The sequence below is a fragment of the Lentisalinibacter salinarum genome (assembly GCF_040706555.1).
In the GTDB taxonomy this organism is placed as follows: Bacteria; Pseudomonadota; Gammaproteobacteria; order Steroidobacterales; family Woeseiaceae; genus Lentisalinibacter; species Lentisalinibacter salinarum.
On sequence record NZ_JAPDRH010000002.1, the window covers coordinates 1,352,403 to 1,370,116 of the forward strand.

General features: G+C 67.4%; 18 protein-coding genes. 13 read left to right on the plus strand and 5 right to left on the minus strand.

The window, feature by feature from the left end; all coding sequences use genetic code 11:
- Together ACJMKZ_RS09330 and ACJMKZ_RS09335 are read left to right on the plus strand one after the other, a co-directional pair.
- Entirely contained in the window at positions 1-1,446 is a 1,446-nt protein-coding gene (locus ACJMKZ_RS09330) for a bifunctional 2-methylcitrate dehydratase/aconitate hydratase (RefSeq protein ID WP_405232915.1), read from the plus strand.
- A gap of 175 nt (positions 1,447-1,621) precedes the next feature.
- Complete coding sequence (locus ACJMKZ_RS09335) at positions 1,622-2,869, plus strand: OmpA family protein (protein WP_405232916.1); 1,248 nt, start codon at positions 1,622-1,624, stop codon at positions 2,867-2,869.
- A 271-nt stretch (positions 2,870-3,140) separates the two neighbouring features.
- On the opposite strand, the gene ACJMKZ_RS09340 is transcribed toward ACJMKZ_RS09335, so the two are convergent.
- Genes ACJMKZ_RS09340 through ACJMKZ_RS09355 form a run of 4 tightly spaced genes read right to left on the minus strand, consistent with a single transcriptional unit; the run spans position 3,141 to position 7,159 of the window.
- Positions 3,141-4,550, minus strand: a complete 1,410-nt coding sequence (locus ACJMKZ_RS09340) for a glycosyltransferase family 2 protein (protein ID WP_405232917.1) — start codon at positions 4,548-4,550, stop codon at positions 3,141-3,143.
- On the minus strand, positions 4,547-5,623 hold the full coding sequence (locus ACJMKZ_RS09345) for a HEAT repeat domain-containing protein (protein WP_405232918.1): 1,077 nt from the start codon (positions 5,621-5,623) through the stop codon (positions 4,547-4,549). The genes ACJMKZ_RS09340 and ACJMKZ_RS09345 overlap by 4 nt, the downstream gene beginning before the upstream one ends.
- The gene (locus tag ACJMKZ_RS09350) at positions 5,592-6,743 is read right to left on the minus strand and encodes a YaiO family outer membrane beta-barrel protein (RefSeq protein WP_405232919.1); all 1,152 of its coding nucleotides are present in this window, start codon (positions 6,741-6,743) and stop codon (positions 5,592-5,594) included. The genes ACJMKZ_RS09345 and ACJMKZ_RS09350 overlap by 32 nt, the downstream gene beginning before the upstream one ends.
- Positions 6,740-7,159: a response regulator transcription factor gene (locus tag ACJMKZ_RS09355; RefSeq protein ID WP_405232920.1), complete on the minus strand. Its 420-nt coding sequence runs from the start codon at positions 7,157-7,159 to the stop codon at positions 6,740-6,742. Before ACJMKZ_RS09355 ends, ACJMKZ_RS09350 begins: the two co-directional genes overlap by 4 nt.
- Positions 7,160-7,330: 171 nt before the next feature.
- Here ACJMKZ_RS09355 and rsmG point away from each other — a divergent pair, with 171 nt between their 5' ends.
- The 3 genes from rsmG (at position 7,331) to ACJMKZ_RS09370 (ending at position 9,829) form a co-directional block, all read left to right on the plus strand.
- On the plus strand, positions 7,331-7,996 hold the full coding sequence (rsmG, locus tag ACJMKZ_RS09360) for a 16S rRNA (guanine(527)-N(7))-methyltransferase RsmG (protein WP_405232921.1): 666 nt from the start codon (positions 7,331-7,333) through the stop codon (positions 7,994-7,996).
- A complete protein-coding gene (locus tag ACJMKZ_RS09365) occupies positions 7,993-8,784 on the plus strand; it encodes a ParA family protein (RefSeq protein WP_405232922.1) in 792 nt (263 codons plus the stop codon). Before rsmG ends, ACJMKZ_RS09365 begins: the two co-directional genes overlap by 4 nt.
- Positions 8,785-8,893: 109 nt before the next feature.
- Positions 8,894-9,829, plus strand: a complete 936-nt coding sequence (locus tag ACJMKZ_RS09370; RefSeq protein ID WP_405232923.1) for a ParB/RepB/Spo0J family partition protein — start codon at positions 8,894-8,896, stop codon at positions 9,827-9,829.
- A 52-nt stretch (positions 9,830-9,881) separates the two neighbouring features.
- Here the strand turns inward: ACJMKZ_RS09370 and ACJMKZ_RS09375 are convergent, their stop codons facing one another.
- Positions 9,882-10,700 carry an EAL domain-containing protein gene (locus ACJMKZ_RS09375; RefSeq protein WP_405232924.1) on the minus strand — a complete coding sequence of 273 codons (819 nt, stop codon included), beginning with the start codon at positions 10,698-10,700 and terminating at the stop codon, positions 9,882-9,884.
- 310 nt (positions 10,701-11,010) lie between these two features.
- On the opposite strand from ACJMKZ_RS09375, the gene ACJMKZ_RS09380 reads away from it, so the two are divergent.
- The 8 genes from ACJMKZ_RS09380 (at position 11,011) to atpD (ending at position 17,686) form a co-directional block, all read left to right on the plus strand.
- The gene (locus ACJMKZ_RS09380) at positions 11,011-11,409 is read left to right on the plus strand and encodes an ATP synthase subunit I (protein ID WP_405232925.1); all 399 of its coding nucleotides are present in this window, start codon (positions 11,011-11,013) and stop codon (positions 11,407-11,409) included.
- Between the two features lie 16 nt (positions 11,410-11,425).
- Positions 11,426-12,274 carry a F0F1 ATP synthase subunit A gene (atpB, locus tag ACJMKZ_RS09385; protein ID WP_405232926.1) on the plus strand — a complete coding sequence of 283 codons (849 nt, stop codon included), beginning with the start codon at positions 11,426-11,428 and terminating at the stop codon, positions 12,272-12,274.
- Between the two features lie 66 nt (positions 12,275-12,340).
- Positions 12,341-12,607 carry a F0F1 ATP synthase subunit C gene (gene atpE, locus ACJMKZ_RS09390; RefSeq protein ID WP_405225442.1) on the plus strand — a complete coding sequence of 89 codons (267 nt, stop codon included), beginning with the start codon at positions 12,341-12,343 and terminating at the stop codon, positions 12,605-12,607.
- Between the two features lie 94 nt (positions 12,608-12,701).
- Positions 12,702-13,172: a F0F1 ATP synthase subunit B gene (locus ACJMKZ_RS09395; RefSeq protein WP_405225445.1), complete on the plus strand. Its 471-nt coding sequence runs from the start codon at positions 12,702-12,704 to the stop codon at positions 13,170-13,172.
- Between the two features lie 9 nt (positions 13,173-13,181).
- Complete coding sequence (locus ACJMKZ_RS09400; protein WP_405232927.1) at positions 13,182-13,742, plus strand: F0F1 ATP synthase subunit delta; 561 nt, start codon at positions 13,182-13,184, stop codon at positions 13,740-13,742.
- A 12-nt stretch (positions 13,743-13,754) separates the two neighbouring features.
- Positions 13,755-15,296: a F0F1 ATP synthase subunit alpha gene (gene atpA / locus ACJMKZ_RS09405; protein ID WP_405232928.1), complete on the plus strand. Its 1,542-nt coding sequence runs from the start codon at positions 13,755-13,757 to the stop codon at positions 15,294-15,296.
- A 51-nt stretch (positions 15,297-15,347) separates the two neighbouring features.
- On the plus strand, positions 15,348-16,220 hold the full coding sequence (gene atpG, locus ACJMKZ_RS09410; RefSeq protein WP_405232929.1) for a F0F1 ATP synthase subunit gamma: 873 nt from the start codon (positions 15,348-15,350) through the stop codon (positions 16,218-16,220).
- A gap of 86 nt (positions 16,221-16,306) precedes the next feature.
- The gene (gene atpD, locus ACJMKZ_RS09415) at positions 16,307-17,686 is read left to right on the plus strand and encodes a F0F1 ATP synthase subunit beta (RefSeq protein ID WP_405232930.1); all 1,380 of its coding nucleotides are present in this window, start codon (positions 16,307-16,309) and stop codon (positions 17,684-17,686) included.
- Positions 17,687-17,714 lie beyond the last annotated feature (28 nt).

Genomic DNA, 17,714 nt, shown 5'->3' on the forward strand with positions numbered 1-17,714 from the left:
ATGTCCGCCGATATCCGCTCTGCCAAGCGGCCTGATCCCGATCGGGTCCTGGTCGACATCGCCGATTACGTCACCGGTTACGAGATCGACAGCGATGCCGCCTACGAGACCGCCCACTACTGCCTGCTGGATACGCTGGCCTGCGGCTTCCAGGCGCTGGACTATCCTGCGTGCACCAAGCTGCTCGGCCCGGTCGTGCCCGGTGCGACCCTGAAGGGCGGCGCCCGCGTGCCCGGCACCGATTACGAGCTGGACCCGGTGCAGGCCGCCTTCAATATCGGCGCCATGATCCGCTGGCTCGATTTCAACGACACCTGGCTCGCGGCCGAGTGGGGCCATCCGTCGGACAACCTGGGCGGCATCCTCGCCACCGCGGACTACCTCAGCCGCCAGGCGCGCAAGGACGGCAGGAAGCCGCTCACCATGCGCGACGTGCTGACGGCCATGATCAAGGCCCACGAGATCCAGGGCGTGCTGGCGCTGGAGAACAGCTTCAACCGGGTGGGCCTGGACCACGTGCTGCTGGTACGCATCGCCTCCACCGGCGTGGTGACGAAGATGCTCGGCGGCGATCGCGAACACGTCATCAACGCGGTCTCCAACGCCTGGATCGACGGCGGCGCGCTGCGCACCTACCGCCACGCGCCGAACACCGGCTCGAGGAAGAGCTGGGCCGCCGGCGACGCCACCAGCCGGGCCGTGCGCCACGCCCTCATCGCGCTCACGGGCGAGATGGGCTACCCGTCCGCCCTGTCGGCGAAGACCTGGGGCTTCAACGATGTGCTGTTCAAGGGCAAGGAGTTCACCTTCCCGCAGGGCTACGGCAGCTACGTCATGGAGAACGTGCTGTTCAAGATCTCCTACCCGGCGGAGTTCCATGCGCAGACGGCGGTGGAAGCCGGCATGACGCTGCACGAGGAGGTCCGCGACCGCGTCGACGAGGTCGAGCGGATCGTGATCGAGACCCAGGAGCCGGGCGTGCGCATCATCGACAAGACCGGTCCTCTGGACAACCCGGCCGACCGGGACCACTGCATCCAGTACATGACCGCCATCCCACTCATCTTCGGCCGGCTCACCGCGGCCGACTACGAGGACGACGTGGCAAGCGACCCGCGGGTGGACGCGCTGCGGGATGCGATGGTGGTCACCGAGAACGAGCAGTTCACGAAGGACTACTACGACCCGGACAAGCGCTACATCGGCAACGCGGTGCAGGTGTTCTTCAAGGACGGCTCGAAGACGGAGCGGGTGGAGGTGGAATACCCCATCGGCCACCGCAAGCGCCGCGAGGAGGGCATCCCGGTGCTGATGCAGAAGTTCCGCAAGAGCCTGCAGAAGAAGCTCGCCGGCGACCAGTGGAAGCAGCTCTCCGAACTCTCCGCCGACAAGGACAAGCTGGCCGGTACGCCGGTCGACGAGTTCGTCGCCCTGCTGGTCAAATAAGATGTAGGAGGGCCTTCAGGCCCGATTCTCCACCAGGTCGGGCCTGAAGGCCCTCCTACATGCCCCTCCTACCCGCCTGTTGACTTGTCTTGTTGCGCGGCCGGACAATGTTTCTGAACGCGCGCAGGAGGCTGCGCGCACGCACGACTGCCTCGAGTATTCAGGGAGAATCCTAATGAGCAGGACCATCGCAGTCTTCACCGCAACATTCATCGCGCTCCTCGGCACCGGCCAGGCGCTGGCCGGAGACAACGTCGGTGAGGTCTACATCACGCCGTCCATCGTCTACATGGACGACGACGCGGCCCGCAATGTGGATGACGACGTCACCGGCGGCCAGCTGACCATCGGCTATGCCTGGAACCGGTTCTTCAACATCGAGGGCTTCATCAACGTGGGCCAGCTCGACGGCGCGCAGGACTTCGATCAGTGGGAGGTCGGCGCTAACCTGCTGGGCGTGTTCAACCGCGAGGGTATCTTCTCGCCCTACCTGCTCGCGGGCATCAGCCAGACCGAGACGGACGAGCCGTTCGGCGGCACCAACAACGAGGCGGCCAGCAATCTGGGCGCCGGCTTCATGCTGGACCTGGGCGACACGCCCGCCACGCTGCGCGCCGAATGGCGTTACCGCACGGAGCTCGCCGGCTACGAGTTCGAGGACCAGATCGCCACGCTCGGCATCCAGTTCCCGATCGCCGGCGGCAAGCCCCGGGTGGTGGACACCGACGGCGACGGCGTGCCCGACGATGTCGATCGCTGCCCCGGCACGCCCATCGGCACGCCCGTGGACCGGTTCGGCTGCGAGCTCGACTCCGACGGCGACGGCGTAGTGGACAGCATCGACGAATGCCCGAACACGACACCCGGCGCCGCCGTGGACGCGCGGGGCTGTGAGCGTGACAGCGACGGCGACGGCGTCGTCGACAGCCGCGACCAGTGCCCGGGCACCCCGGCAGGCGCTCCCGTGGACGAGGTCGGCTGCGAGCTCGACAGCGACGGCGACGGCGTGGTCGACCGCCTCGATGAGTGCCCGAACACGGCGGCCGGCGTGCCGGTGGACACCCGCGGCTGCGAGATCAAGGACGTCATCCGGCTGCAGGGAGTCCAGTTCGAGCTGAATTCCGACCGGCTGCGGCCGGGCGCCGAGAACGTGCTCGACGACGCGGCCGAGACGCTGAAGCGCAACCCGGGTCTCGAGGTGGAGGTCGCCGGCCACACCGACAGCCAGGGCGCGGCCGGATACAACCAGGGCCTGTCCGAGCGCCGCGCGCGCACGGTCATGGATTACCTGATCGGCCGCGGCGTGGACGAGGAGATGCTGAGCTATCGCGGCTACGGCGAGTCCCAGCCCATCGCGGACAACGCGACGGCAGCGGGCCGTGCCGAGAACCGCCGCGTGGAGCTGCGGATCCTCGACCGCTGAGGGTGACAATGGGTGGCGGGCGGGCCCGAGGCTCGCCCGCCCACCCCCGCTGTAGGAGGGCCTTCAGGCCCGATGGGATTCTCTTGATGTAGGCCCGCCCCAGCCGCTGACGGGCCGTAGCCGTGCGGTCTGGCACCCATTAGTTACCGCATCTGACTGGCAGCTCCTGCACGCCACCGCGAGCATGGCCGTCATGCGGGGGTATCCATCGCCGCGACCTTTTGTCGGGAGCAAGATGGATACCCCCGCAGGGCGGCCACAATAGGAGGAGTTACCCGTCCGCCAGGCTCGTGCTGCGAGTGATCGTCTCCCACTTGTGCTGCCCGCCGCGCCACCAGCGGAACAGCCCCTGCAGCCGCCAGACGGCGTTCAGCTGGCGGTAGCCGAAGTTCTCCAGCACGGCCACCAGGTACAGCAGCAGCAGGTCCCGGGTGCGCGCGTACATGTGGAAGGAGAGTTCTTCCAGCATGATGGCGCTGGTGGACAGCAGGATGCCCAGCCCGATGGCCAGCGCCAGGAAGATGGCGGCCTCGGGCCAGGCCAGCCAGCCCATGAACGCACTGACGATGATGAAGACGTAGCCCGTTACCTCGATGATCGGACCGAACAGCTCGAAGATCAGGTAGAAGGGAATCGCGAGCCAGGACACGGCGCCGCCGCGCGGGTTGACGATCAGCGAGCGGTTCAGGAACAGGCACTGGCCGAGACCGTGCTGCCAGCGCACGCGCTGGCTCTTGAGATCCTTCAGCTTCTCCGGCGCATCGGTCCAGCACACCGGGTCCGGGATGAAGGTGATGCGGTAGGGCCGGCGCTTCTCCTTCATCAGGCGATGCAGCCGCACGATGATCTCCATGTCCTCGCCGACGGCTTTCGGATTGAAGCCGCCCACTTCCACGAGGGTCTCCTTGTGGAAGACGCCGAAGGCCCCCGAGACGATCAGCAGCGCATTCAGCGGCGACCAGCCCATGCGGCCGAACAGGAACGCCCGCAGATATTCCACCACCTGAACCAGGGCCAGCGGATTGCGCGGCAGCCCCACTTTCTCCAGAAAGCCCTGCCGCACCGTGCAGCCGTTGGCGATGCGCACAGTGCCGCCCACGGCCACCGTGCGCGAGTCCTCCAGGAACGGGCGCACCACCCGGCGCAGGCTGTCGGTCTGCAGGATGGAGTCGGCGTCGACGACGCACACCAGCGGATAGCGGCAGGCGTTGACGCCGGCGTTGATGGCGTCGGCCTTGCTGCCCCCGTTCTCCTTGTCCACCACCCGGAGATTGCGGTAGCGCGCCGAGCGGTAGATGCTGCGCACCGGCTGGCAGTCGATGCGCGCACGGTACGCCTCCGGAAACGGCTGCAGGCCGAAGCCCTCGATGAGCTTCTCGAGCGTGTCGTCGCTGGAGCCGTCGTTTACCACCACCAGCTCGAAGTCCGGGTACTCCAGCTGCAGCAGTGCCTTCACCGAGGTAATGATGGAGGCGGACTCGTTGTAGGCGGGCACCACCACGCTGATGGGAATGTCGAGGGCGGAAAACACGCCCTCTGCCTCGAACTGGTCCGCCGTCTGCAGATAGCGGCGGATGCCCATCGTCGCGATGACGTTCTGGGCCAGGTAGCCCAGGTTGATGCCCACGAAGTAGACCAGGAAGATCCACTGCGCACCCAGGACGACGTCGGCGGCGGTCATGCCAGTCCGGCCTCGGCCATGGCCTGCTCCAGCATGTCCCGGGCATAACGGTCGGCCTGGCGCTCACGCAGGTCGCGCAGCGCGTTCGGGCCCAGGAACGGCAGACGCACCAGGGCCTGCGCGGCGCGGTAGCGCACCCACCACTCCGGGTCGTCCAGCAGCGAGGCGAGCAGCGAGACGTGCTCCATCTGGCCGACCCGTCCCAGCACCTTGGCCACCTGCATGCGCACGTACCACGCGTCGTGCCGCGCCAGGCTCGGCAGCCTCGGCACGCCCGCATGGCCGCTCACCTGTTTCAGCGCCCCCGTCAGTACGCCGGGATGATTCGTGGTTCGGATGAGCTCGTCGCACAGGGCATCCACGATCTCGGCCTCGGCCAGCGGGCCGAACTGCAGCAGGTAGATCTTCTCGTCCTCGTCGCCGGAGCGGATCGCGCGGTACAGCGGCTCGCTGACCAGCTCGCTGCCGGCCTTGCGCAGGATCCGCGAGACACGCGTGCGCGGCCAGTCGCGGCGTTGCGGGATCATCGGCACCAGCTGCTCGACGGCCCGAGCCGGATCGATCTCCGCCAGCGCCACGGCTGCGGTGACTGACAGGGCGGTGTTGGGGCTCGCCACCAATGCGGTGATCGCGCCCCAGCTGTCCGCGTCGCGCAGGTGGCCGAGCGTCTGCACGCCGAGCAGGCGGGCGCTGAGCCGGCGGCTGCGCAGGAGTTCCCTTGCGATGCGTGCGAAGCCGAGCCGGTCGGCGAGGATGATCAGGTTGTCCGCCGCGCTGCCCTCGACGGTGTCCCGTGCCCGGTTCCACTCCTCGAGCAGGTCGGTGCGTTGACGGCGCCGCACCCGTGGCAGCAGCTCGTTCTCGGCGTGCCGGCGCGAGAGGATCGCCGTGGCGAAGATGCCGCGCCAGCGGGATACCAGGTGGCCTCGCCGCCGGGCGCCGACGACCGTCGCGAACCGCAGACCGAGCGTGTAGACGAACAGCACGACCGTGGCGATGCCGGCCGCCACCGTGGACCACAGCGCCGCCCTGACCTCGGTGTCATAGGCCGTATCGAACAGCCAGGCCAGCATAGCGCCTCCGGTAAATGTCTCCCTGTGCGTGGGTGCCGAGCCACCAGTCGAGCGTGATCCTCGTTGTGAGTGCGTGGCGGCCGGTCAGCGTGAGGCTGTCGACGTCCGTCTCCAGGATCTGTCCGGGTGCGATCACCTCGGCCTCCTCGCCCGTCGCGGCCACCAGCCCGAACGACAGCCCCTCCCGCGGGTACCAGCCGAGCGACACGACGTGGGACAGCGAGGTGGTGGCTCCGTGCAGCCGCGAAGCATTCAGCCGGTAGGCGGCCCGGTAGTCGCCGAAGTAGCGCTCCGCCTCGGCCGACCACGTGGTTACGGTCGTCGTCTCGTAGCGGCGATGGCGGAAAGCGGCGGCGGCGTTCCAGCCGTCGCCGAGCGTTCTGAGGACACGGCCGTAGAAACCGGTCTCCGGCAGGAAGTCGGCATCGCCCCCCAGCGCCAGCTCGGCCTGCAGCGTCCAGTCCTCGCCGGCCTGCCAGAGTCCGCCCAGGCCGAGTTCCACGTCCGAGCGGTCGTAGCGTTCGTAGCGCGACACGCTGGCGTGGTAGTCGCCACGTTCGGCGGTCTCGCCGTCCAGGCGCAGGAACTGCTGCTGCCAGCCCGGCAGGCCGTTGGTGAGATCCTCGTAGCCCGCGCCCGCGGTGAGGAAATAGCGCGTCGCCACGTCCCACGTGCCGGAGGTCTCGTTCCGGGCGAGACGCCGCTCCAGCTGCCGCACCGCCTCGTAATCCGGGGCCAGCCGGGCGGCGCGGCGAGCGGCTTCCAGGGCCTCGGCATCGCGCCCGAGCTGGGCCAGCGTCAGCGCGCGGCCGTAGACGTAGTCGACGTTGTCGGGATAGGCGTCCAGCAGGGCTTCGTACTCCGCGAGCGCGCCTTCCGGCTCCCCCGACCAGCGCAGCACCTGGGCGAGGCGGAAGCGCAGCGCCGGGTCGCCCGGGCGCTCCGCCAGCGCTTCCCGCAGCAGTGCCCGTGCCGCCGGCCAGTCCCGCTCCTCGATGGCGGCGTCGGCGGCGCTGGCCGGGTCGGTCGGGCTGGCCCGGTCGGCCGCAACGGGTCCGGCTGCGGCCAGCAGCATGGCGAGGAGTCCGGCCCGGGCCACCTGTACCGCGGCCCGGCTCATGCCGACAGCCTCTCGCGGGTGGCGATCAGCCGGCGGATCCGGGCCAGCAGTTCCTGGGGCCGGAACGGCTTCGTGACATAGTCGTTCGCGCCCTGGTCCAGCGCCCGGGTCACGTCCATCTCGAGCACCTTGCCCGAGAGCACGAGGATCGGAACGTCGCACCAGTCCGGGTCCTCGCGGGCGTCCAGGATGATCTGGTAACCGGAGACGTAGGGCAGCATCAGGTCCAGCACGATGACGTCCACCGGCGGCACATTGCGCATGACCTCCTGGGCATCCCGCCCGTTCGGCGCGACCAGCACCTCGTAGCCGGAGCGGTGCAGCAGAAATTCGAGCATATAGGCGGTGTGCTCGTTGTCCTCGACCACGAGGACACGACGCGCCGGTCGGACACTGGGCTCGGGATTGTTGCTCAAGGCGGCCTGCAGGAGGGTTTCACATAATCAATGTGGGAAGTGTAGGCACCGTGGCTTTTCACGGCGTGATCTGTGTCGCAGAACGCCGCTTCGCCCGGCGCCCCCAGGGCCCGTCGCGCCGGCCCTTCAGCCGCTATAATCCCCGGCCCCCACGGGTGGTGCGACGGGACTATGGCGGAGAAGACGGGTACCGGGCCGGCAGCGGCGGATCTGGAAGAGGCGATAGGCGACGGCGCAGCCGCTCTCGGCCAGGCGCTGCCCGCGGGTGCCGCGGCGAGGCTCGCCCGGCTGCTGCTCCTGCTGGCGAAATGGTCGCGGGCCTACAACCTCACCGCCGTGCGCCGGCCCGAGGACATGGTGACCGAGCACGTGCTGGATGCGCTCAGCATTCGTCCCTGGCTGGGCGGCCACCGCATCGCCGACGTGGGCACCGGCGCCGGGCTGCCGGGCCTGGTGCTGGCCATTGTCGAGCCGGAACGCCGCTTCACCCTGCTGGACGCCAGCGGCAAGAAGCTGCGCTTCGTGCGCCACGCCGTGGCGGAACTCGGCCTCGCCAACGTGGAGGTGGTGCAGGCGCGGGTGGAAGACTATGCGCCGGAGGCCGGCTTTGATACCGTGCTTTGCAGAGCGTTCGCGCCGCTGCCACGGTTCGTCGAGTCGAGCGCCCACCTCATCACCGGACACGGCAAGCTCCTGGCGCAGAAGGGCCTCTCGCCCGACGGCGAACTGGGCGCGTTGCCGCCGGGCTGGGCGGCGGAATCGGAGCCGGTGACGGTGCCCGGTCTCGCCAAGACCCGGCACGTGGTCAGCCTGAGAAGAACAGAGAAGGCGGCATGACGAGAATCATCGCGGTAGCGAATCAGAAGGGCGGCGTCGGCAAGACGACCACGGCCGTGAATCTGGCGGCCTCGCTGGCGGCCACCCACCGGCGTGTGCTGCTGGTGGACATGGACCCTCAGGGCAACGCCACCATGGGCTGCGGCGTCAACAAGATGGAGCTGGAGGCCAGCACCTGTGACGTGCTGCTGGGCGAGGCGAGCGCCGCGGACACCATCGTCTCCGTGCCCACCGGCAACTTCGCGCTGCTGCCCGGCAACGAGGACCTGACCCTGGCCGAGGTGCAGCTGCTGCAGGAGATCGGCCGGGAGATGAAGCTTGCGAAGGCGCTGGAGCCGGTTGCGGGGCTCTACGACTTCCTGCTGATCGACTGCCCGCCGTCGATCAACATGCTGACCATCAACGCGCTGACCGCCGCCGACGGCGTGCTGATCCCCATGCAGTGCGAGTACTACGCGCTGGAAGGTCTGAGCGCGCTGCTGAACACCATCGAGCAGATCCGCGACAGCGTGAATTCGCGGCTCGAGATGCACGGGCTGCTACGGACCATGTTCGACCCGCGCAACAATCTGGCCAACGAGGTCTCCGCCCAGCTCATCGAGCACTTCGGCGACAAGGTCTATCGCACCGTCATCCCGCGCAACGTGCGCCTCGCCGAGGCGCCGAGCTACGGGCTGCCCGTGCTCTATCACGACAAATACTCCCGCGGAGCCCTGGCCTACCTGGCCCTCGCCGGCGAGATCCTGCGCCGGGAGGGCGAGCCGGTGCCGCGGGTGCGCACGGCCTGACGCGGCGGCGGGCGCGGGCGAACCTGCTACAATTCCGCTCCCCGCGCCGGGGCGCGAGGGCGGCGCCGCGGCCGCGGCGGGCGAGACGAGAGAATCCGCGAGACCCCACATGGTGACCAAGAAGAAGAGGCTGGGACGAGGACTGGATGCGCTGCTGTCCCAGTCGTCCGCGCGTGCCGCCGAGAGCGGTGAGCGGTCGGCCGCCGGCGAATCCGACACGCTGCGCGAGGTGCCCGTGGATCTCCTGCAGCGCGGCCGTTACCAGCCGCGCACGGACATGCGCCAGGAGTCGCTGGAGGAACTGGCCGATTCCATCCGTGCCCAGGGCGTGGTGCAGCCGATCGTGGTGCGGCCGATAGGTACGACGGGGGGTACGACGGGGGGTACGACCGGCGGCACTCGTGGCGAGACGCGCTACGAGATCGTGGCCGGCGAACGGCGCTGGCGCGCGGCCCAGCTTGCCGGCCTGGCCACCATCCCGGCCGTGGTCCGGCAGATCCCGGACGAGGCGGCCGTGGCCATGGCCCTCATCGAGAACATCCAGCGCGAGGACCTCAACCCGCTGGAAGAGGCCATGGCGCTGTCGCGCCTGATCGCCGAATTCGACATGACCCACCAGCAGGCCGCCGAGGCGGTGGGCCGCTCCCGCGCCGCGGTCAGCAACCTGCTGCGGCTGCTGGAGCTCGGTGAAGAAGTGAAGAAGCTGGTGGAGGCCCGGCAGCTGGAGATGGGCCACGCCCGCGCGCTGCTGGCGCTCACCGACCCGGCCGCGCAGCTGGAGGCCGCCCGCCGGGTGGCGAAGGGCCAGCTCTCCGTGCGAGCCACCGAACAGCTGGTGCAGAAGCTGAACGCGCCGCGGAAGAAGCCGTCGGCGGGCAAGTCGAAGAAGACGGTGGATCCGGACATCCGCCGGCTGGAATCCGAAGTGGCGGAGCGCCTCGGCGCCCGGGTGGAGCTCGAGCACGCCGCGGGCGGCAAGGGCCGGCTCGTGATCCGCTACAACAGCCTCGACGAGCTCGAGGGCATCCTCGAGCACATCCGCTGACGCTGAGCCTCTTTCGCTCGGGTCTCCGGGCGCCGAAGCCGGGCGCCGGCTCTCAGGCGGCCGATGCCGCCGCCACCGCCGGGTAGCAGCTGCGGATGATCTCCGGCATGACGGCCGCCGAGATCAGGAAGCCCTGCATCTTGTCGCAGCGGATCTCGCGCAGAAACGCCAGCGTCTCCTCGTCCTCCACTCCTTCGGCGCACACGGTGATGCCGGAGCTGTGCGCCAGGCCCGTGATCGCCGCCAGCGCCTTGCGCGACATCTCGTTGGCCCGGGCGTGGGCCAGCATGCTGGCGTCGATCTTGATCTCGTCGAGCTCCAGCGCGCCGAACGCCTTCAGCGAGGAGGCCGCGGCGCCGAAGTCGTCCAGCGAGATACGGAAGCCCTGTTGCCGGAGCGCAGAGACCACGCGGCGCCCGGCGAAGTCCGGGTCGGCCACGGCCGATTCGGCGATCTCCAGCGTAACGTCGGCACAGGCGAGCCCGTACTGCTCGACGATCTGGGCGTAGCGCCAGGGCAGTGCCGGGTCGGCGAGCTCCGCCGGCGCCAGGTTGATGCAGCCCTTGAGCGCCAGGCCCCGCTCGCGCCACCTGCGCAGGTTCCTGAGCATATTCCTCAGCACCAGCTCGTCCAGCTCGGCGATGCGGCCCAGCCGCTCGGCCGCCGGCAGGAAGGCACCGGGCCCCAGCAGGCCGTGCTCCGGATGGCGCCAGCGGATCAGCGCCTCCGCCTCCGTGGTGCGCCATTCGCCGCTCTCATCGACCCGCTCCACCTTGGGCTGGAACTGCACGACGAACTCGCGCCGGACCACCGCCGCCTCCAGCGCTTCCGCCGTGATCCGGGGCCCGGGTATTCCGCCTTTGTCTGCCATTGATTACCTCCGGGGTCATTGCGGCGCGACCGTCGGCGCCGCAGACTCACTGTCGAGGATCGACTATACGGCTGCGGCGCGAGGGTTCCGTGCGCCAGTTCGCAGACCGCCGCGCCGCGCCAGGCCGCCGGCCGGGCGGCTCTGCCGGAGCCGGCGGGCGATGTTGCGCAGCAGCAGGACGCTATCTATAATGCTCAGGTTTGCACAGGATCGTTTCCAAAGACCTGTCCACGCCACGTACCCAGGCACATACCCAGGGGTTAGTGGCGTTTTTATTGTCGGCTTCATCCAGCAACGAGGTCCGCTTCGCGTGAGCGCCCCGGGCGATGGTCGCGATCCTCGGCACCTGGTGCTGAAGATACTGCTGGCACAGACAGGCCTGACGCTGTTCCTGACCGCGGCGGTCTGGATCGGTTACGGGACGGTCCCGGGCTATTCGCTGCTGATCGGCGGCTTGATCTGCATTCTGCCGAATGCATTCCTCGCCGCGCGGATACTGAAAGCGGATCTCGAGGGGCTCATGCGCGGCGCGTGGCTCGGCGAGATGGGCAAGTTCGCTCTGACCGTGCTCCTGTTCGGCGTGGTCTTTGCGCTGGTGAGGCCGCTCTCCTATGTCGCGGTGCTCGCCGGATTCATACTGGCACAACTGGTGATTCTGATTGCGCCCGCGCTCGAGGGCGGCGCGCGCAAGACACATTCTGACGGATAGCGAGAGCGGCACGGGAATGGCAGGCGAAACCCACGGAGCGGCGGAACGGACCGCCAGCGAATACATCTCGCATCACCTGCAGAACCTGCAGGTGTGCCGGGTCGACGGCGAGTGGGTGTGGAACAAGTGCGGCAGCACGTTCATGGCCATCAACGTCGACTCCATCGTGGTCGCCGTGCTTCTCGGTCTCGCCTTCGTCTGGCTGTTCCGCAAGGTGGCCAGCGCCGCCACCAGCGGCGTGCCCGGCAAGCTGCAGGCATTCATCGAGCTCATCGTCGACTTCGTGGACGGCTCCGTGAAGGACGCCTTCCACGGTAAGAGCGACGTTATCGCGCCCCTCGCGTTGACCGTGTTCATCTGGGTGTTCCTGATGAACCTGATGGACCTGGTGCCGGTGGACTGGCTCCCCTGGTCTGCCGAACAGATCGGTATCCCCTATCTGAAGGTGGTCCCCACCACCGATGTGAACGTGACCTTCGGGCTGTCGCTGTCGGTGTTCGCCCTGATCGTGTTCTACAGCATCAAGGTCAAGGGCTTCGGCGGGTTCATCGGCGAGCTGACGCTACACCCGATCAAGCCGCCGTCGAAGGGGCTCGGCCTCATCGGCGCGCCGTTCATCATCGCGTTCAACTTCATCCTCGAGAGCGTGTCGCTGCTGGCCAAGCCGCTCTCGCTCTCGCTGCGACTCTTCGGCAACCTCTACGCCGGCGAGCTGATATTCATCCTCATCGCGCTGGTCGGGCTGTGGCAGCTGCCGCTGCACTTCGCCTGGGCGGTGTTCCATATCCTCGTGATCATCCTGCAGGCCTTCATCTTCATGATGCTCACGATCGTTTACCTGAGCCTTGCTCACGAGCACCACTGATTCTGTATTGAGTCTTTCTTATCAACGATTCCTTTTAACTGACCTGATCCTGAGACGGAGAAACTGATGGACTTTGTAATTGGCATGACGGCGATTGCGGTGGCAATCATGATCGGCTTCGGCGCCATCGGCGTCGCCATCGGCATGGGCCTGCTGGGCGGCCGCTTCCTCGAGAGCTCTGCCCGCCAGCCGGAACTGGCACCGATGCTGCAGACGAAGATGTTCCTGGTCGTCGCCCTGCTCGACGCCGTCGCGATGATCGGCGTGGGTGTCGCGCTCCTGTTCGCCTTCGCGAATCCCTTCGTCGGTCAGCTGCAGGCGACCCTCGGCTGAGCATCCGGCCTTTGACGGGCCGCATGCAGGCGCGTGCCTGCATGACCAGCGGCCCGCAGCCGGCATGCCCAGGAAAGATTGAGGAGATACGCAGGTGAATATCAACCTGACACTGATCGGCCAGTCCGTCGCGTTCCTGTTCTTCGTGTGGTTCTGCATGAAGTTCATCTGGCCGCACCTCATGAACGCCATCGAGGAGCGGCAGAAGACTATCGCCGACGGCCTCGCGGCGGCCGAACGCGGTCAGCAGAGTCTCGAGACGGCCGAAGCGAAGGTCGACGAGCTCGTGCGTGAGGCCCGGGAACGGGCCCAGGAGATCGTGGATCAGGCGAACGCACGGGCCAACCAGATCGTCGCGGAAGGCAAGGCAGAGGGCGAGCGCGAGCGCGAGCGTCAGCTGGCGGCGGCGCGCGCGGAGATCCAGCAGGAGACCCACAAGGCGCGGGAGGAACTCCGCGGCCAGGTCTCGGCAATCGCCGTGGCCAGCGCCGAGAAGATCCTGCAGCGCGAGATCGACAGCGCCAGTCACGAGGACATCCTGAACAAGCTGGCCTCCCAGCTGTAGGGGCGAACGATGGCGGACAAGCACACCCTGGCAAGACCCTACGCCGATGCGCTGTTCGAACTGGCGCGCCAGGACGGCACACTGGACGAGTGGTCTTCTGCGCTCGGCGTGGCGGCGACCGTAGCGGCCGACGATGGCGTGGCCGAGGTGATGCACGACCCGCGCTATTCCGATACGCAGCGGATCGAGTTCCTGACCGGCCTGTTCGCCGAGATGCCCGGGGCGAAGATGCTTGCGGGCGGCGAGACGAAGGGCACGAACCTGCTCCGGCTGCTGGTGGATTACGACCGCATCGAGGTGCTGCCGGAGATAGCCGGGCACTTCGACGAGCTGAAGGCGGAACTGGAGAACACCATCGATGTGACCGTGACCGCCGCCTCGCCGCTTACCGACGAGCTGTCGGCGCGCATCCGCAAGGCGCTCGAGGAGAAACTGGGCCGGGAGGTGACACTCTCCACGGCGGTGGACGAAGAACTCATCGGCGGCGCAGTGATACGCGCCGGCGACTTTGTCATTGATGGCTCGATACGTTCGCGGCTCACGAAGCTCGCCAACGTACTGGGCAGCTAAGAGGAACGAGACATGGCACTCAAGGCTTCTGAAATCAGTGAACTGATTAAAGAGCGCATACAGAATTTCGAGTCCGCCGCCGAGGCGCGCGACGTCGGCACGGTCATCGGCCTGAACGACGGCATCACCCGCATCTACGGCCTCACGGATGCGAAATACGGTGAGATGCTCGAATTCCCCGGCGACACGTTCGGCCTGGCGCTGAACCTCGAGCAGGACTCGGTGGGCGCCGTGATCCTGGGCGACTACACCCACATCTCGGAAGGCGACACGGTGAAGACCACCGGCCGCATCCTCGAGGTGCCGGTGGGCGAGGCGCTGCTCGGCCGCGTCGTCGACTCGCTGGGTCGCCCCATCGACGGCAAGGGCGACATCAAGGAGTCCGGCTTCGAGCCCATCGAGAAGATCGCCCCGGGCGTCATCGAAAGGAAGTCGGTGGACCAGCCGGTGCAGACCGGCCTGAAGGCCATCGACTCCATGGTGCCGATCGGCCGCGGCCAGCGCGAGCTGATCATCGGCGACCGCCAGACCGGCAAGACTGCCATCGCGGTCGACACGATCATCAACCAGAAAGGCAAGGGCATAAAGTGCATCTACGTCGCCGTAGGCCAGAAGGTCTCGTCGGTCGCCGGCGTCGTGCGCAAGCTCGAGGAAGAGGGCGCGATGGATCACACCATCGTCGTCGCGGCCACCGCCGCCGAGTCCGCGGCCATGCAGTACATCGCCCCCTACGCCGGCTGCGCCATGGGCGAGTACTTCCGCGACCGCGGCCAGGACGCGCTGATCATCTACGACGACCTCACCAAGCAGGCCTGGGCGTATCGCCAGGTGTCGCTGCTGCTGCGCCGCCCGCCGGGCCGCGAAGCCTATCCCGGCGACGTCTTCTACCTGCACTCCCGCCTGCTGGAGCGCGCGGCGCGGGTGAATGAGGACTACGTCGAGCGCGCCACCAACGGCGAGGTGAAGGGCAAGACGGGCTCGCTGACGGCGCTGCCGATCATCGAGACCCAGGCCGGCGACGTCTCGGCCTTCGTGCCCACCAACGTGATCTCCATTACCGACGGCCAGATCTTCCTGGAGTCGGACCTGTTCAACGCAGGCGTCCGCCCGGCCATCAACGCCGGCCTGTCGGTGTCCCGTGTGGGCGGCGCGGCCCAGACCAAGATCATCAAGAAGCTCGGCGGCGGCGTGCGCCTGGCCCTGGCCCAGTACCGGGAGCTGGCGGCGTTCGCCCAGTTCGCCTCCGATCTGGACGAGACCACCCGCAAACAGCTGGCACGCGGCCAGCGCGTCACGGAGCTGATGAAGCAGAAGCAGTACTCGCCCCTGTCGGTCGGCGAGATGGGCCTGTCCCTGTACGCGGTCAACGAGGGTTACCTCGACGACGTGGCGGTGGAGAAGGTGGTGGACTTCGAGGCCGCCCTGCATGCGTTCGCCCACGCGAGCCACGCAGACCTGATCCAGAAGATCGACGAGACCGGCGCCTACGACGACGAGATCCAGGACGGACTGAAGAAGGTCCTGCAGGAGTTCAAGGAGACCGGCACCTGGTAAACGCCGGGTAATAGCGTCCCCGAGAAACCCGAGAGAGCCCGAGAGAGCAATATGGCTGGCGAGAAGGAAATACGCTCCAAGATCAAGAGCGTAAAGAACATGCAGAAGATCACCAGCGCCATGGAAATGGTCGCGGCGAGCAAGATCCGCAAGGCGCAGGCCCAGATGGAGGCCTCCCGTCCGTATGCCGAGCGTATCCGCCGGGTGGTCGGCCACCTCTCCCAGGCCAATCCGGACTACCGTCACCCGTGGCTCGAGCAGCGCGAGGTGCGCCGCGTCGGCTTCATCGTCATCTCCACCGACCGCGGCCTCTGCGGCGGCCTGAACGTGAACATGTTCAAGCGCGTCATCAAGGAGCTGCGGCACTGGTCCGAAGAGGAGGTGGAGATCGACATGGCGCTGATCGGCGCCAAGGCGGTGCAGTTCTTCCGCCGCGTCGGCGGCAACGTGGTGGCCACGGCCAGCCATCTCGGCGACTCGCCGCAGATCAACGACCTGCTCGGCTCCATCAAGGTGATGCTGGACGCCTACAGCGAGGGCCGCATCGACCGGCTGTTCCTCGTGCACAACGAGTTCGTCAGCACGATGAGCCAGAAGCCGGAAGTGAAGACCATTCTGCCGGTGAGCGAGATCGAGGGTGACAACGAGGAGCTGCAGCAGCACTGGGACTACATCTACGAGCCCGACCCGGCGGAACTGCTGGACGACGTGCTGCAGCGCTACATCGAGTCCCAGGTCTACCGCGGCGCGGTGGAGAATTTCGCCTGCGAGATGGCCGCGAAGATGATCGCCATGAAGTCCGCCACGGACAACGCCGGCGACATCATCGAGAGCCTGCAGCTGCAGTACAACAAGGCCCGCCAGGCCGCCATCACCCAGGAGATCTCGGAGATCGTGGGCGGCGCGGCAGCCGTAAGCGGCTGACGATTTTTAATGTAGGAGGGCCTTCAGGCCCGACAAAAGAATGTGGGAGGGCCTTCAGGCCCGATTCGAATGATGAGGAAATACGCATGAGCAGCGGAAAGACCGTGCAGATCATCGGCGCCGTCGTGGACGTGGAATTCCCGCGGGAGTCCATCCCGAACATCTACGACGCGCTGGAACTCGAAGACGGCGGGCTGACGCTGGAGGTACAGCAGCAGCTCGGCGACGGCGTGGTCCGCACGATCGCCATGGGCTCCAGTGAGGGCCTGCAGCGCGGCATGACGGTGAAGAACACGGGCCAGCCCATCTCGGTGCCGGTCGGCGCCGGCACGCTCGGCCGTATCATGGACGTGCTCGGCAAGCCCATCGACGACGCGGGCGAGGTCTCCACCGAGGAACTCTGGCCCATCCACCGCAAGCCGCCGGCCTACGAGGACCAGGAGGCCGCCACCCAGCTGCTGGAGACCGGCGTGAAGGTCATCGACCTCATCATGCCCATCGCCAAGGGCGGCAAGGTGGGTCTGTTCGGCGGCGCCGGCGTGGGCAAGACGGTGACGCTGCTCGAGCTCATCAACAACATCGCCAAGCAGCATTCCGGCCTGTCCGTGTTCGCGGGCGTCGGCGAGCGTACCCGCGAGGGTAACGACTTCTACTACGAGATGAAGGAAGCGGGCGTCCTCGACAAGGTGGCGCTCGTGTTCGGCCAGATGAACGAGCCGCCGGGCAACCGCCTGCGCGTGGCGCTCACCGGCCTCACCATGGCGGAGTACTTCCGCGACGAGGGCCGCGACGTCCTGATGTTCATCGACAACATCTACCGCTACACCCTGGCCGGCACCGAGGTGTCGGCGCTGCTGGGCCGCATGCCCTCCGCCGTGGGTTACCAGCCGACGCTGGCCGAGGAGATGGGCGTGCTGCAGGAGCGCATCACCTCCACCAAGACCGGTTCCATCACCTCGTTCCAGGCCGTGTACGTCCCCGCCGACGACCTCACCGACCCGTCGCCGGCCACGACCTTCGCCCACCTTGACGCCACGCTGGTGCTGTCCCGCCAGATCGCCGAGCTCGGCATCTACCCGGCCGTGGACCCCCTGGATTCCACCTCGCGTCTGCTGGACCCGAACGTGATCGGCCAGGAGCACTACGACTGCGCCCGTTCGGTACAGGCCGTGCTGCAGACCTACAAGGAGCTGCAGGACATCATCGCCATCCTCGGCATGGACGAACTCTCCGAGGAGCAGAAGCTCACCGTGAACCGGGCGCGCAAGATCCAGCGCTTCCTGTCGCAGCCGTTCTTCGTGGCCGAGACGTTCACCGGCACGCCCGGCACCTACGTCACGCTTAAGGACACCATCCGCGGTTTCCAGGGCATCGTCGACGGCGAGTACGACCACATCCCGGAGCAGGCCTTCTACATGGTCGGCACCATCGAAGAGGCCGTGGAGAACGCCAAGAAGATGCAGTAAAAGCCGCTGCATCGGCACACGAGGCTAA